Annotated in this window: 11 protein-coding genes; 6 read left to right on the top strand and 5 right to left on the bottom strand. The window is 39.9% G+C overall.

The genetic code is table 11. The features are described from left to right. Nucleotides 1-16 precede the first annotated feature (16 nt). Nucleotides 17-598, bottom strand: a complete 582-nt coding sequence (locus R2Q66_RS12090; RefSeq protein WP_316749242.1) for a PhnA domain-containing protein — start codon at nucleotides 596-598, stop codon at nucleotides 17-19. 240 nt (nucleotides 599-838) lie between these two features. On the opposite strand from R2Q66_RS12090, the gene R2Q66_RS12095 reads away from it, so the two are divergent. Next, on the top strand, nucleotides 839-2,137 hold the full coding sequence (locus tag R2Q66_RS12095; RefSeq protein ID WP_316749244.1) for a GH36-type glycosyl hydrolase domain-containing protein: 1,299 nt from the start codon (nucleotides 839-841) through the stop codon (nucleotides 2,135-2,137). An 18-nt stretch (nucleotides 2,138-2,155) separates the two neighbouring features. On the opposite strand, the gene R2Q66_RS12100 is transcribed toward R2Q66_RS12095, so the two are convergent. Continuing rightward, entirely contained in the window at nucleotides 2,156-2,527 is a 372-nt protein-coding gene (locus R2Q66_RS12100; protein WP_316749246.1) for a VOC family protein, read from the bottom strand. Nucleotides 2,528-2,924: 397 nt separating this feature from the next. Here R2Q66_RS12100 and R2Q66_RS12105 point away from each other — a divergent pair, with 397 nt between their 5' ends. From R2Q66_RS12105 to R2Q66_RS12125, 5 genes are all read left to right on the top strand, one after another. After that, nucleotides 2,925-3,497, top strand: a complete 573-nt coding sequence (locus R2Q66_RS12105) for an RNA polymerase sigma-70 factor (RefSeq protein ID WP_316749248.1) — start codon at nucleotides 2,925-2,927, stop codon at nucleotides 3,495-3,497. A gap of 102 nt (nucleotides 3,498-3,599) precedes the next feature. Then, complete coding sequence (locus tag R2Q66_RS12110) at nucleotides 3,600-4,715, top strand: FecR family protein (RefSeq protein ID WP_316749251.1); 1,116 nt, start codon at nucleotides 3,600-3,602, stop codon at nucleotides 4,713-4,715. 222 nt (nucleotides 4,716-4,937) lie between these two features. Continuing rightward, nucleotides 4,938-8,351, top strand: a complete 3,414-nt coding sequence (locus R2Q66_RS12115) for a TonB-dependent receptor (protein WP_316749253.1) — start codon at nucleotides 4,938-4,940, stop codon at nucleotides 8,349-8,351. A gap of 6 nt (nucleotides 8,352-8,357) precedes the next feature. After that, nucleotides 8,358-10,370 (top strand): RagB/SusD family nutrient uptake outer membrane protein, encoded by a 2,013-nt coding sequence (locus tag R2Q66_RS12120; protein ID WP_316749255.1) that lies wholly within the window; start codon nucleotides 8,358-8,360, stop codon nucleotides 10,368-10,370. A gap of 231 nt (nucleotides 10,371-10,601) precedes the next feature. Then, a complete protein-coding gene (locus R2Q66_RS12125; protein ID WP_316749258.1) occupies nucleotides 10,602-11,525 on the top strand; it encodes a DMT family transporter in 924 nt (307 codons plus the stop codon). Between the two features lie 8 nt (nucleotides 11,526-11,533). Here R2Q66_RS12125 and R2Q66_RS12130 read toward each other — a convergent pair whose 3' ends face one another. The 3 genes from R2Q66_RS12130 to R2Q66_RS12140 are packed head-to-tail and all read right to left on the bottom strand — an operon-like array spanning nucleotide 11,534 to nucleotide 14,868. Continuing rightward, nucleotides 11,534-13,708, bottom strand: a complete 2,175-nt coding sequence (locus tag R2Q66_RS12130) for a peptidase domain-containing ABC transporter (RefSeq protein ID WP_316749260.1) — start codon at nucleotides 13,706-13,708, stop codon at nucleotides 11,534-11,536. 4 nt (nucleotides 13,709-13,712) lie between these two features. Then, on the bottom strand, nucleotides 13,713-14,219 hold the full coding sequence (locus R2Q66_RS12135) for a hypothetical protein (protein ID WP_316749262.1): 507 nt from the start codon (nucleotides 14,217-14,219) through the stop codon (nucleotides 13,713-13,715). Beyond that, entirely contained in the window at nucleotides 14,212-14,868 is a 657-nt protein-coding gene (locus tag R2Q66_RS12140) for a YIP1 family protein (protein WP_316749264.1), read from the bottom strand. The genes R2Q66_RS12135 and R2Q66_RS12140 overlap by 8 nt, the downstream gene beginning before the upstream one ends. Nucleotides 14,869-15,390: the final 522 nt, after the last annotated feature.

Below are 15,390 nucleotides of genomic sequence, written 5' to 3' on the forward strand. Positions count from 1 at the left end.
TAGAGATCAATTCCGGTTATGCACCTTGTTTTCTCGTATATTTTGTAAGAATTACAATGACTTGTCCTTCAATTTTTCCTTCAATCTGATCGGTGTTGTTGTCTACTAAGCGGATGTTTTTTACAACCGTACCCATTTTAGCGTTTAAAGTAGAACCTTTTACATCTAAAGATTTTGTCAATACAATAGAATCTCCTGCCTGAAGCACGGCGCCATTGCAATCTTTATGAAGTTCAACAGCTGCATCATTGTCAAGGTCGGCAGCTTTAGCCCATGCCAAACGCTCGTCGTCCAGGTACATCATGTCCAGGTTGTCACTTGCCCAGCTTTCATTGCTCAGACGGTTCAGCATACGCCATGAAACTACCTGTACACCAGGAACCTCAGACCACATGCTGCCGCTTAAACATTGCCAGTGCTTACTGTCCAGTTCTTCTTTTTTCTCAATCTGAGCCAAACATTTATCACAAATCAGGATACAGTTATCGGCAGTGTTTGCTGTTTGAGGAGGTACTTCATATACCTTAAGCGTTTCCGCAGATTGGCATAATTCACATTTGTTTTCGCTTCTATTTAGCAATTGTTCTTCCAGTTTCATGTCCTTATATTAAAAATGTTCTTGTAATTGAGTCAAAGGGGCGAAGGTAATTATTTTAGCTGGCAAACTGGCTTTTGGGTACGATATGTTATCCGCTGAGGGCTTGCAAAATAAAATTTGCTGATTAAAAATTAATGTGTAATTATGTATATACAATGTAGTGAGAGAGATAGCTTTGTTTCAGGCTTCTTAGAAAGCAACAAAGGAAGCTTCCCTTTGAATTAAACAGGTCATACATACATGAAAATAAAAACAGTAGTATTAGGTTGTCTGGCTGTTGTTGCCTTGTGCAGTAATGCCCCTGCACAAACGGTATGGAATGCCAGCGCTTCGAAGGAAGTTAAAGCGATTGCTCCCCTGGCAGATTCGGTAAAGCGAATGGCTGAAAAACTGATACAATCAGGGTTTACGGCAGGGGATGGTTATGCTGAGGTGTGGATCCGGGATTTAAATACTTTTGTTTCTCTTGCTTGTGAAGTCAATGATCAAGCGCAGATCAAAAAACATTTATTGACATTCTTCGATTTCCAGCAACCAGATGGCGCTATTCTGGATGGTTATGTTCCGAAAAAACCAGGTGGTGTTTCCTATAATTTTTACTATTCTAAACGCGCTCCGGAATACGCAGGACATAAGAATACGGTGGAGACGGATCAGGAAACTTCCCTGATACAGGCCGTAGCTAAATATGTAAGAGGCACAGGAGACAGCGCTATTATTGGAGAAAAAATTGATGGTCAGCAAGTGCAGGAGCATATGGAACGTGCCATGGAGTTCCTGTTAAAAGAGCGTTTTGTGAAAAAGTACGGATTGATCTGGGGAGCAACTACGGTAGATTGGGGAGATGTGCAACCAGAACACAGTTGGGGTGTCGTCTTAGATTCCAACTCCCACAGAACTATTGATATTTATGATAATGCGATGTTTATCATTGCTATTGATGATTTTTTAAGTATTGCTGAAATCATGCCCGAACGAAGGAAATATTGGCAAGGTGTAAAAAAGAGCCTTGTTGCCAATACCAGAAAACACCTTTGGGATAAAAAACAACAGAAATTCATACCGCATATTTATCTGGAAGGTTCTCCCTTTCCGGCATCTTTTAACGAGTCAGAAATTTATTACCATGGCGGAACCGCAGTGGCGATTGAAGCCGGGTTATTAAGTAAAGCAGAAGTGCGTCATGCTTACCAAAAGATGCAGGAAAACGTGAAGAAGGCCAATGCGGCTACGATCGGACTAACCATTTACCCGGTTTACCCTCAGGGATTTTTCAAAAATGCAGGAATGGGGCCTTATTCTTATCAGAATGGGGGCGATTGGACCTGGTTTGGTGGAAGAATGGTTGCTCAATTGATACGTTATGGTCTGATTAAGGAGGCTTGTGAGGCCATGAAGCCTATGTTGGATCGGGTTGTTGCAAATAAAGGTTTTTATGAATGGTATACGCCGGATAATAAACCTCAGGGTTCTGCAAGCTTTAGAGGCGAAGCAGGAGTACTGTGGACGGCAATCACCGATCTGGGGGCTGTCTTATAAAGCCTTTTTTTTCTTAATTTAAACGTGCTGGTCGATTAAAACAGGATTTCCATCCGGATCCATCAAGATAATACTGGCAGGCCCTGTGCTGTTTTCGTCTGCTTCTGTTTCTAATTTAACACCCGCATTTTTCAAATGACGCTGAATAACCCTGACATCATCAAAGGAGTCGAGGAGATTCGCGTTCTCATCCCAACCGGGATTAAAGGTGATCATGTTTTTTTCGAACATTCCCTCAAATAATCCAATTAAAGCATTGCCATTTTTCATGATGAGGTAATTCATCTCCAGACTGCCGGCAAAAACACTGAAGCCAAGGTTTTCATAAAACTGTTTTGAAGCCTTAATGTCTTTGACATTCAGACTGATGGAGCAGGCGCCTAATTTCATAAGTTATCTTTTTTTAAGGATCAGCCCATTTGGTGGCTGAGGTGCAGTTGATTTTGTGATTTAGATTAAAATTACTGATTTTTCTTAACATCCTTTACAGGAAATTGATTGCTGTATTTGCTCCTCATTATATCTTATGACTACAATGAATTTGCCTGTGTTTTTTGAATTTAAAGCGGAGGTTATTGGTTAATATGTCATACAATATGGCGCATTTATTGAGCGTAATATTATTTGATACTACCTGCATTATGCATAAGTAAGTCTTTAGTTTTTAGTTGTTTGATTTCTTTTGGCTAAAAACTCGCTGTATCATCAATCAAGGCTTGTTCTGCGCTCCTTAACCTCAGGTTGCTATCTATTTGATTATTATATATATTCGCTTTATATAAACATTATGTCATACAATATAGCCGACGAGGATCAGGAATTATTGCAGCTACTCCGCAGGGGAAGTCAACAGGCATATATGGCGGTCTATAAAAAGTATCAGCGCTTGTTGTTCCTTTATGCTTACCGGAAATTAAACAATCAGGAGGAGGCAGAAGATGTGGTCCAGGAAGTGTTCATCTCCTTTTGGAACAAGTGTGAGACTTTGAGCCCTGAAGTATCTATTGCCGGTTATTTGTACCGTGCGGTACGAAATCGTGCCTTAAACATCTTTGCACACCGGGAGATCGAAAGCAAATACCTGGAATCTTTAGACAACTTTTTAGATCAAAATCAGGAGAGTGCTGATAGTCTGATTCGCGAACGCCAGATTGCGGCATTAATTGCAGCCGAAATCGACAGGCTCCCTGCAAAGATGCGGGAAGTCTTTGAACTGAGCAGAAAAGGGCATTTATCCTATAAAGAGATCGCTTTAGAATTGAATATCTCAGAATATACTGTTGCTACCCAAATCAAAAGAGCGCTCAAAATATTACGCACCAAACTGGGAGCTTGTATTTTTTTAAATTTATTTTTCTAGCCTGTACCTTAAGGTCATTCCTTACCTGTTATTGATTACGAGAAGCCGCTTTACTATTCAGTCAGCATTGCAGGATTCCCGAAATTTTGAACCAGTTACCTTATGAAGGCCAAAGAGCTATTAGAGAAATATCGCGCTAACCAATGTACAGCAGAAGAACGGATTCAACTCCAGAATTGGTTTCATCAGCTGGAACTGGAAACGGACGCTGGTTTCACACAGGACGAGCTGGACAGGGTAGAAAAGCAGATGTGGGCGAAGATCCATCCTGAAACGCAACCCCAAACAAAGAAAATCAAATTATGGCCATCCATAGCCGCTGCGGCAGTATTACTGATCGGAGTTGGGATCGGTTATGCTGTAATTCAGCAACAGGATCATTCCGAAAAAGTAAAGATTGCCTTTCAGGACATTGATCCCGGAGGAAATAAGGCGATTTTAATATTGGCCAACGGGACCCGCATCTCCTTAACAGATGCAAAAAATGGAAGTGTAGCCAGCGAGTCCGGCATCAGCATTACCAAAACAGCCGCTGGTAAATTGGTCTATGTAGTCAAAGACAGCGAAGCCGGGGACAGTCATTTATCAAATACCATTGAAACTCCGGTAGGGGGGCAATATGAAGTAGTTTTGCCAGACGGAACTTTAGTTTCATTAAACACCGCTTCTTCGATTACTTTTCCTACTTCTTTCGCCGCAAAAAAAGAACGTAGCGTCAGCTTAAAAGGCGAGGCTTATTTTGAAGTGGCTAAAAATAAAAACCAACCTTTTAAAGTTCAGACGGCCTTACAGGAAGTAGTGGTTTTGGGGACTCATTTTAACATTAATGCTTATGCCGATGAAGCACTCACTTTAACCACTTTATTGGAAGGAAGTGTAAAAGTGGCTGTTGATGGTAAGAAAGCAAAGATTCTCGTTCCGGGAGAGCAATCTTCGATCAATGAAGAAGAATTTGAGGTACAGCAAGTCGATGTAGAAAGTGCGGTCGCCTGGCAAAACGGAAACTTCTCTTTTGAGAATGAGTCTGTAGAAGCGGTGATGCGCAAAATTGCCAGATGGTACGATATCGAAGTGATTTATAAAGGAGATTTCAGCAAAATCAAATTATTGGGCTCAGTTTCCCGAAAAAAGAAACTTTCAGAAGTCTTGCGGGTGATTCAGCTGAGTCGTAAAGTTAAATTTAAAGTCGAAGGAAGGAGGGTTACCGTCATGCCATAAATTTACCTAAATGCATGACCTGGTAAATAAACCGAAAGCGCGGGAACGCTTCCGGTTAAATGAGCTGGGTTATGGTTTCCGTCGGATCATTTTTCATCAATCAACTAAACCGGAAACAGGAGTTAACCACCTGTTTCATTAAACCAACTAACCAAATGTATGAATTTTTGTAATATAAGTGCGTGCTGGAATTCCAGCACAGCAGCCAGGATAATACGCACTATGAAACTGATTATCTTATTGGTCACCACAGCCATCCTACAAGTCAGTGCGGCGGGTTATGCCCAGAAAAACATTACGATAACCGCTCGTAATTCCTCACTGGAAAGTGTTTTGAAAACCCTCCGCAAACAAAGCGGTTTTGACCTTGTTGTCGTGTCGAATACACTCTCAAAAGCCGCTCCGGTAAACATTTCTGTCACCAAAGTTTCCCTGGAGGAAGCTTTAAAGATTTGTTTTCAAAACCAACCATTTGAATACTCAATTGATACCGAAACGATCATTGTTCAGGAAAAACAAAGACCGGTACAGAAAATGAAAGCCGCATTCTCCTATAAAATAACCGGGGAAGTGCGCGATGAATTGTCGAACCCAATCCCTGGTGTAAACGTAGTCGTTTTACATGGCGCACGTAAAACAAGTACCAATAACCAGGGGAAATATGCCATTGATGTAGAACCAACAGATACGCTGGAGTTTTCTTATATCGGGTATAAAAAGCAAATGTTGCCGGTCCGGAACAGGCTAGATCTTAATATTGTATTGGAGCCTACTCAAGGGAGTCTGGATGAAGTACTTGTTGTTGGTTATGGCAAGCAAAAAAGCTCGCAATTGGTGAGCTCCATTTCCACAATTAAAGGAGAACAGCTTCAATTGCCGGGCAGGAGTTTACAGAATGGTTTAGCCGGACAAGTTGCCGGTTTGTTTGCCGTTCAAAGAAGCGGGGAACCCGGCTACGACAATGCCGAAATCTGGATCCGCGGTGTGAGTTCTTTTGCCGGAGGAACAGGAGCATTGGTACTTGTAGACGGAGTGCCGAGGAAAATATCGGACATCAGTCCGGAGGAAGTAGAGACTTTTACCATTTTGAAAGACGCTTCCGCAACTGCAATTTATGGTGCTGAAGGTGCGAATGGGGTTATCCTTGTGACTTCCAAAAGAGGTAAAAACCAAAAAACTACGATAGATTTCAGGGCAGATTACAATGTGAATCAACCCACAAGAACCATTGACTTTCTGGGCTCTGCTGATTTCCTGCGTCTTTATAATGAAGCTAAATGGAATACAGAAGGGAATCCAAATATGAGCTCTTTTATTCCTTATAAAACAGAAGCTGAAATCGCTAAATATGCCAGTGGCGAAGATCCTGATTTGTACCCGAGTACCAATTGGATGGACCTGCTGAAAAAGGATGCGATCAGCCAGAGATATGCCCTTAATTTCCGCGGTGGTGGGGATAAACTGCGTTTTTTTGTGGCCACTTCTTACTATACGGAAGAAGGATTGTTTAAGTCTAACCCGATAGATGCCAATGAATTTGCGAAAACCGCAAAGTATAATACGAACATTGGTTTAGACCGTTACAATTTAAGATCTAATGTGGATTTGGACATTAGTAAAACAACGCTTTTACGTGTGGATATGAGCGGTCAGTACCTGACTACCAATTACCCGGGTACTGGAACAGCAACCATATTTTCCAATATGATGCGTAGTGCCCCTCATTTGATCCCGATGATTTACTCCAATAATTATCCATCCAGATATAGTGCTGCCGCCGGATATGAAAATCCTTACAACCAGTTGAACTTTTCAGGCTATACCAAAGAGTACCGTGTGGCTTTACAGACTAATGTAGGGTTGGAGCAAAAATTACCGTTCCTACCAGGCTTATTATTCAAAACTAGTGTAAGTTTTGACACCGATTTTAACTCTCTGGTTTCCCGTACACGTACTCCGAGTCAGTTTCTGGCTACTGGAAGGGATGCGGATGGAAATCTGATCTTCAGGAAAATTGTAAATGGTTTAAATACGGCTACTGAGGCCTCTGGAGGTGGTTTTTCCGAAGGGAACAAGCGAATTTATATGGAAACTTCCTTAAACTACAACCGTGCTTTTTCTGAAGATCACTCTGTTTCGGGCTTGTTGTTGTACATGCAGAAAGAAAGTCAGCTGCAAAACAATCCATACCTCTATAAAAAACAGGGAATTGTTGGCCGTGGTAGCTATGCCTTTAAAGACAAATACTTTTTTGATGCTAGTTTCGGTTTTACCGGAAGTGAGAACTTTGCAGCAGGAAATAGATTTGGATTTTTCCCTGCATTGGGCTTAGGCTATACCATCTCTAATGAAAAAGGATTGAAAAGTATGTTCCAGGCGATTGGGGTAGACCGTTTAAAGATAAGGATGTCGATAGGACGTGCTGGAAACGATCAGATTTCCAATACCAGGTTCCCTTATAAGGAGTCATTAACCTGGTCTTCTGAAAACACAAACCTGGGGATGACTTCTGGTGGAGGAACAAACAATACCGGTAATATGATTTATGAAAACAAGGCTTTTAATCCGGACATCAGCTGGGAGATTGAAGAAAAGCGAAACATTGGGATAGACCTGATGGCATTTAAGGGTGCACTTGATTTCACGATAGACTACTTTAATAACAGAAGACACGATATCCTTTTACAAAGAAATACGGTAAATCAGGTAGCTGGTTTCATGAACAATCCATATCAGAATTTTGGCGTGGTGACTAATAAAGGGATTGATGCCAGCATCAATGCTAACCGGAAATTTGGCGAATTTGGCGTAAGCGTCAGAGGAACTTTTACTTATGCGCACAATAAAATCATCGAAATGGATGAAATTCCAAGACCTAATGCTTATCAAAATTCTACCGGAACCAGTATCGGTCAGGTAGATGCCTGGGTGGCAGAACGTTTGTATACCGACAATGATTTTAATATTACCAGCAATGCGACGAATGGCGCTAAATCTTACGTGTTAAAACCAGGAATTCCGGTGTCGAAATTCGGTCCGGTTTACCCTGGAAACATCAAGTATGCGGATTTGAACAACGATGGGGTAATTGATGACAGCGACTGGACTAGATTATTACCGAATGCAAGACCTTTTAATCCGGAGATCATTTATGGCTTTGGCCTCAACCTGACTTACAAAGGGTTTTATGCCAGTGCATTTTTTCAGGGTGTAGGCAATACCAGTGTGTATTTAGAACCTTCGCAAACGATGCCTTTCATCGGAGTTGATCCGATGACTACCTCGGCAAAAAGCTTTTCCACAGACCGCTGGTCAGTAGAAAATCCGGATCCATCCGCAATGCTGCCACGTTTACAGTTGAACAATACCAATTTGAACGACAATCGCAGAAGTACCTGGTTTCTGAGAAGCGGTAGTTTCTTAAGGTTCAAAAATATGGAAGTCGGCTATGCTTTCACTAAAAAGCAATTGGAGAAAATAGGTATACAGGGTTTAAGAGTGTATGCACTCGGACAAAATTTAGGCATCATCTGGGATGATATTAAGTTTTATGATCCAGAGCAAGGGAACGCTTCTTCTGGATTAAGGTATCCTATTCAACGCACAATTAATTTCGGAGTAGAATTAAAGTTTTAAAAAGTCATGAGAAAATATACTTATCTAATACTGTTTGTAGAAGTATTAATGCTACTTACTTTCAGTTCCTGCAAAAAATATCTTGATGTTAGCGACGACTTTTCGGAGTCGGATAGTAAAGGATTTATCTTTACCAACCCTGGTCAGTCCAGGAGATTTCAGCGCTATATCTATAAAGCAATGCCTGATTATTCGGACTATTCGGCAGCAAGTTCTAATGCCAACGGCTTGGGAAATCCATGGGCGAGTATGAGCGATGAGCTTAAAAATAATGCAAATGGTGTGTTGCGGAATCTCCCTACGCAGGGTTATACGGCCAATACTGCGGCAGGTAACACTTTTCACCGCTGGCAAACTTTGTATAAAGTGATCCGTCAGGCTACCATTTATATTGATTCAGCAAGGGTAATTGGTGCACAGGGTGATCCTGATTTTATCGATGAACCAGAATTAAGGCAGTTAAAAGCGGAAGCTTATTTCTTCAGAGCCTATTCTCATTACCTTTTGTTTGAACAATATGGCCCTATTCCAATCATGACAACAGAGGCTGATCCTACCGATCCTAATGTTGACTTTTTCAGGAATTCGGTAGATGAGGTTGTGGCGGCAATAGATGCAGATTTACTAAAGGCCAAAGAAGATTTATCGGAAAACAGGTTTTCGAACTCTTTTGCGAGTGGTTTTGATGAGAACAAACTCGCAATCCCTACTAAAGGTGTTGCCCTGGCGATCCGTGCTAAATTATGGATGTATGCCGCTTCTCCTTTGTACAATGGGGGGTATTCTGAAGCTTTGGCCCTGACCAACAGCGATGGGAAAAAGTTGTTTCCGGCAAAGGATCAGAATAAATGGGTAAAGGCGAAAGATGCAGTGAAAGATTTTATAGATTTCGCCAATGCCGGTAATTATGAGTTGTATTATAGTGCGACTGCAAATAACCCGCATTTAAATGTTTATGAACTGTTTCAACGATATAACAAAGAAATTATCTGGGCCAATTCTATTCAGAGTTTTGGGACAGTTGAGGCCAACCAAACGCCTCGTGATATTACTGTTACGGCAGGTGGAAGTATGGGCGCCAATCTCGGTGTGACGCAGGAAATGGTGGATGCTTTCTTTACCAAAGATGGATTGGATATTCATGATCCAGGTTCTCAATATACAACAACCGGTTTTTCAAATGTGCCTAACCCGGCAACCAGATTTGTGAAAAGCGGCAGTACAGTGATCATGACAGATGCTAATATTTCAAATATGTACGCGAACAGGGAGCCCCGTTTTTATGCTTCGGTAACGTATCAGGGAAAAAGCTGGCATGATGTGGTTTCCAATGCTGCTTTGCAGGGGACAACCGCTGCTACTTCAAAAGCAACAAAAGTATTGTTTGCCAGAGATGTGCCTTCTACGGTTAATCCCTTGCCTGGTTATGGTGGGATCGCAAATAACGACAACCGTACCGGAGGATTTCCAAGTACAGGGTATCTGTGTTATAAAAGAAGCAATAGAACGATTCATCCAACTGTTGGATCGGGTATCAGAACGGTGTTCAGACCATCGATTATATTTCGTCTGGCAGATTTTTATCTGCTGTATGCCGAAGCATTAAACGAAGTAAATCCAACTGATCCTGCAATTATCACTTATCTGGATAAGGTGAGGGTAAGAGCCGGTATTCCGGGATACCTGGATATGCAGGGGAATGGTACTAAAATGGGCGTGATTGGCCAGTATGCTGCACAGGCAAAAGCAATCAGACAAGAGCGTCAGGTGGAATTGTTCACGGAAGGTCAACGGTATTTTGATGTACGCAGATGGATGATTGCTGATAAACCGGAAGGTCGCCAGGGAGGTGTTTTCCATGGGATGAACATGGATGGCAGGGCAGATGATCAGAGTTTTTACCAACTTAATGATTATGACCGTGCACCAAGGTTGTTTTCGCGTTCCATGTATTTGTACCCGATTCCTTTGAATCAGATTACAGTGAGCAAGAAACTTATCCAGAATCCAGGATGGTAATCTTGTAGATTTAACAGCGTTGATGATGATAGCAAAGGTGGTCTTTTAGAAGAGCACCTTTGCTGTTTATTAGCACAGTATCCTGGCCTAAAATCCAGGTAATAATCAATACATCAATACCCTTTTACAACATTCGTATTTTCTTCCGGAATATATCCATATCTTTGCGCCAAAATTCTGTGAATTCCTCACAAAATAAGCTGTGTAACAGCGCATAAAGCATTAGAAAACATGAAAATTAAAGGGTATGCTCTGGCCGCCATTTCGGCTATCTCTTACGGACTGATTCCGCTATTTATTTTACCTCTAAAAGCGAGTAATTTCTCCCTGGATACCACTTTGTTTTACCGTTTTTTTATTGCTGCATTGTTTCTTTTGGCTTACCTGGTTTATAAAAAAGAGAGTCTAAGGGTAAATAAGACGGAATTTATGATTTTGGCGGTACTTGGCCTTTTTTATGCGCTTTCTGCTGAATTTCTGTTCCTGGGCTATGATTACCTGTCGCCGGGAATTGCTTCTACGATACTTTTTGTCTATCCGGTTATTGTGGCACTGGTCATGACGTTTTTCTTCAAAGAGAAAATTACCGGACTCACTGTCCTTTCGCTGGTCATTACGATTGGTGGTATTATAGCACTTTGTGCTAAGAATGGTACACTGAATATCAATATAACCGGACTTTTAATTACGCTCCTGAGCGCAACTTTTTACGCGTTGTACATGGTTGTTGTCAATAAAGCGAAGATTGCTGCTTCCGGATTTAAAATCACCTTTTATTCGCTGGTGTTTTCTGCGGTTTTTTACCTGGGGAAAACACTGTTATTGAATGAATCGCTGGCCATCCCTAATGTCGCCGTATTTTTCAACTTTACCGCCTTTGCTTTTGTTACTACCGTGCTTTCCATGTCCTCGCTGGTTTATGCGATTAAAACCATTGGATCCACGCCCACTTCTATTTTAGGCGCACTGGAACCGGTTGTGGCAGTAGCGATTAGTGTAATGCTATTTCATGAAAGCCTTTCCCTGAGTCTAATCATCGGTATCGCGTTTATCCTGACCGGCGTAATGATCAACATCATTTCTGAAAGGGCAAAAGAAAAAACTATCCAACCTGATTTTGTGGAAGGAAATGTAGGTGAAAACATTCTAAGTTGATCGTTAGTTCAAATCGTAGATTCTAAAGTCATTTGACTAAAGAAGTTGTCTCTGGAGAATAATTCGACCGGTGTTCCCTCATCTTTAACTAATCCATTTTCAATGATGTATACCCGATCTGCAATTTTTGCGGTCATCACTTTATGTGTGACCATAATCAGGGCCATTTTTTCTTTATATTTTAACAGGAGTTCTATGATAAATCTTTCGGTTCTTCGGTCCATAGCAGAAGTTGCTTCGTCGAGGAGTAAAATTTGGGGATTTCGATATAAAGCTCTTGCCAGGGCAACCAATTGTTTTTGCCCCCCAGATAGATTTATACCCTCTTCTCCTACAATAGTATGATAACCTTGCGGCAATCGGTTGAAAAATTCATCCAGACCCGTTTCTTTGCAAAATTCAATTATTGAGTCAGATTTCTCCAGAGTGTTTGATAATGCAATATTATCTAATAGCGATCCGTTAAATAACTTAATTTCTTGTGGTACAGTTGCTAGTGTTTCTCGCCATGCTGGTGTATGAAATTCATCGAGGTTTTTTTTATTTACAAGTATTACGCCCTGACTGGGTTTGTAGAACTGTTGTAGTATCGCAATGGTTGTACTTTTTCCACACCCACTTTCTCCAAGGAGTGCAATTATCTCTCCTTTTTTAACTTCGAAATTGATGTTTTTAAGCATTGGTCCTCTGCCAGGAAAGCCAAAGGAAAGGTCACAGACTTTTAAATTATTGAACACAATTTTGTTTGTTGTCTCATCAGGTTTGTATTCCGGGCGGATAGAGGCAAAATCATACATCCGATCGAAAGCAACTTTAGCCTCCTGTAATTGTAAATTTACTTGTGAAAGTCTACCTATTGCCTGAATAAGGATCGCCGATAATGCAATTATGGCAATCATCTCTCCGAGTTCCAGCTTTTTCTGCATAACCTGATAAGATGATACACTCATAATGGTGATGGATAGCAGCATTGTGATGAACTCTGAAGAAAATTTGAAATTATTTCCGAGTTTGCCGAGATCAAAAGTCTTTAGTTGTAAGCTTCCATAGGTGAAATTTATTTTTTCTATAAAGAAAGTCTCTTCATTTTGTGATTTTATAACCTCAATTCCCTGTATTGTGTCAATGTAGTTACTTTGATTTATTGCCTGGGCTACCATAAGATTTTTCTGAAACGTTTTGATGGGTTTCGTATAGCTTGATATGAACCAGATAATTACAGGAATAAAGCAAAAGGTAATAATTGATATGGATAAGGAATAATTTATAAGAAAGAGAGCAGTGGTAATCACTACAGCAATGTCAATGAAAACTGTACCGGTGATGAATGCTACATTCTGTTGTATTCTACTAGTGTCATTCATTCGGGTAATCATATCACCAGTGCTTCTGGTATCAAAAAAATGTTTTGGCAAATAAACCAGGGAGCTAAAGAAATTTCCAATAATCCTATTGCTAAAGTCTCTGTTTTGTAGGAGGGATAGATATTGTCTCAGGTAAGTTAACACCGATTTCAGTAGTATTGCCAGTGCTAGTAGGGTTAGTGAAAAAATAAGTTTTTTGGTGTCCCCTCCGGGGATTATAACATCAATGAGCTTTTGAGAGAAAATTGCTGTTGAAAACCCTAGTATAGTGATCACCAAACCTAATGCCATAGTGGTCAGCAGGATGTTTATGTCTTCATATATTAAGCTTTTAAACCACTTCATTTTTGCTTTTTCCTTGTCTTTCACTATAGTGAACTGACTGTTCGGTGAGAGCTTTAACAGTGCTTTGCTCTTCCATATATGATTTAATTCTTCTCCCCCGAGTTCATAAATGCCTCTGGCAGGATCCCCAATAATGAATAATCCGGTAACTGGATTTTTCCCATAATAAATCACGAAATGTTGCATCGTTTTCTCCATAACCACATGTAAAATCAATGGTGAGGTTTCGATTTCGAGATCAGGTAAATCAGCAGCAAAAGCACTTGCATCAAAGCCAATTTTTTCTGCACATTGGTATAAGCCAAGCAATGTAGTTCCCTTGGTATTTGTTCCACTGATCTCGCGCAAATTTTCTAGTGTTTGATGACCACCATAAAACCTTGTTATGGAGATCAGGCAGGCAACCCCACAATCTGTTCTCTCCTGTTGTTTGCTAAAGGTTTTTCTTCTTTTTTTGGATATATTCTCATCCATAAGACTAAGGATTAAGGAAAGGCTTTAAGCTGGTTGAACTTACGAAACCATTGAAGGTTTTTTTAATTTTGTGATTATGGTCTGTAATTATCGTAGTTGGGATGGATAATGTTCCAAAATAGGTATAGAAATCGACACTGTTTACATGCGCATATTGAATATTTGGTTTATTGGCCAGGCCTTTTTTCTTTAAATTAATATCCATGATTTGGATAGATTCATTGGAAAGTAGTAAGAACTCTTGATTTGCAAAATCAGGACTTCCGAAAACCTTTAATTGTTTTGTACAGGATAAACAGTCGGTACTTAAAAAGCTAATAATTAAGTTTTTTTTAATGGGTATGTCAGAAAGGTGAAATTTGGTATTTCCTCTGCTCATTTCCATCTTAGAAAGATCTTTTCCTGTTTTTTCTTTATTAAGTTTGGTTTGGTAATAAACTGCGTATCCAAGTCCTAAAAATAAGATAGCAATTAAGCTAAGGAGGATTATCTTAAGTGATTTTTTACGCATGAGTTCCTAGAATTGAGGTCACTAAATAAATTACAATCAGGTAGAGGAAGAAAAGAGTCACATATCCAGAGAACACGACTTTTTTTGCCTTAATTTTATCATTATCAAGAATGTAACTCATTCCAATGCATAATAGCCAGATAAAAAATGCCTGGAAAATATTAATGCTTTTTAAAACCGGATAAACAGGCGTATTTACTTCTTGCTGGAAAAGATTAGCCAGAGACCCTACAGAGAAATTATTGACATCTTTAATGCTGTAAGTGGCATCCCTGAACATAAAATATATCAATTTAACAAGAGCAGGTATAATAAACACAAAATTGGCTACGGTTACGACTACCATGAATTGATTGAATCTCTTTTTTATTTCTAGAAACTGACAGGCTATGTATAGGGCAATTGATTCGATCACTATGGTAATAATAGTGAGTATGGGGACTTGTATGAGCGTAACTATCCATTGCTTTTTGTGCGATTGAACCGCATAATCTATAATCTTTTCCTCGTATTTCCCTTCCATAGAGAGTCTGAGCTTGTCTTCAGTTAAGACATAGATATCAAGAAATAGTGCAATTAAGCATTGTGCCATGCACAAAATCAGGAAGAGTGGCAGGAAGTTGTTCTTGTAAATGTTATTTGTCTTCATGGTTTAAAATAGCTCGGTAGATGATAAATATAAGTGAACATGAGATTATTGCAGTGATCAGGAATAAACTATTACTTTGCTGAAAATTAGCATTACTATCAATTTTTAGCATGTATTTTAATGCGCGATAGCTCTTGGTGTAGTATTCGTACGGAATGGTGTATGGCGAAATCTTTATAAAAAAACTGCTTAGTAATCCAGTAGTTGTTAGGATGATACAAAACACGATATTGATTATTAAAGCATATTTGAATTTGATGGAGATTAAGTAGGCGAGCAGAGCTGCGGGTATAGTTAATATGCAATATGAAATTTGATTGTTAAACATCATTAAGAAGGTTTTTCCTATTGAAAAAGTAATGATGTACTTGGCTAATACAGGTTTTAAGGAAAAGAGTGTTAATAGTGCCAGTTGTGTTCCTACAAAGAAAATCATTCCCAAAATAAAGCAGAGTATGACTAGTGTTATGATTTTTGTTTGGGTCATAGCGATCAGGGATACAGGATAGGTACGGAAACTGT

Origin of the sequence: Pedobacter gandavensis (assembly GCF_032677645.1) — a bacterium.
Classification (GTDB): Bacteria; Bacteroidota; Bacteroidia; order Sphingobacteriales; family Sphingobacteriaceae; genus Pedobacter; species Pedobacter gandavensis_A.

Coding starts and splice junctions, on each gene's coding strand:
- R2Q66_RS12090 (WP_316749242.1), bottom strand. CDS start 598: ATGAAACTGGAAGAACAATTGCTAAATAGAAGCGAAAACAAATGTGAA.
- R2Q66_RS12095 (WP_316749244.1), top strand. CDS start 839: ATGAAAATAAAAACAGTAGTATTAGGTTGTCTGGCTGTTGTTGCCTTG.
- R2Q66_RS12100 (WP_316749246.1), bottom strand. CDS start 2,527: ATGAAATTAGGCGCCTGCTCCATCAGTCTGAATGTCAAAGACATTAAG.
- R2Q66_RS12105 (WP_316749248.1), top strand. CDS start 2,925: ATGTCATACAATATAGCCGACGAGGATCAGGAATTATTGCAGCTACTC.
- R2Q66_RS12110 (WP_316749251.1), top strand. CDS start 3,600: ATGAAGGCCAAAGAGCTATTAGAGAAATATCGCGCTAACCAATGTACA.
- R2Q66_RS12115 (WP_316749253.1), top strand. CDS start 4,938: ATGAAACTGATTATCTTATTGGTCACCACAGCCATCCTACAAGTCAGT.
- R2Q66_RS12120 (WP_316749255.1), top strand. CDS start 8,358: ATGAGAAAATATACTTATCTAATACTGTTTGTAGAAGTATTAATGCTA.
- R2Q66_RS12125 (WP_316749258.1), top strand. CDS start 10,602: ATGAAAATTAAAGGGTATGCTCTGGCCGCCATTTCGGCTATCTCTTAC.
- R2Q66_RS12130 (WP_316749260.1), bottom strand. CDS start 13,708: ATGGATGAGAATATATCCAAAAAAAGAAGAAAAACCTTTAGCAAACAA.
- R2Q66_RS12135 (WP_316749262.1), bottom strand. CDS start 14,219: ATGCGTAAAAAATCACTTAAGATAATCCTCCTTAGCTTAATTGCTATC.
- R2Q66_RS12140 (WP_316749264.1), bottom strand. CDS start 14,868: ATGAAGACAAATAACATTTACAAGAACAACTTCCTGCCACTCTTCCTG.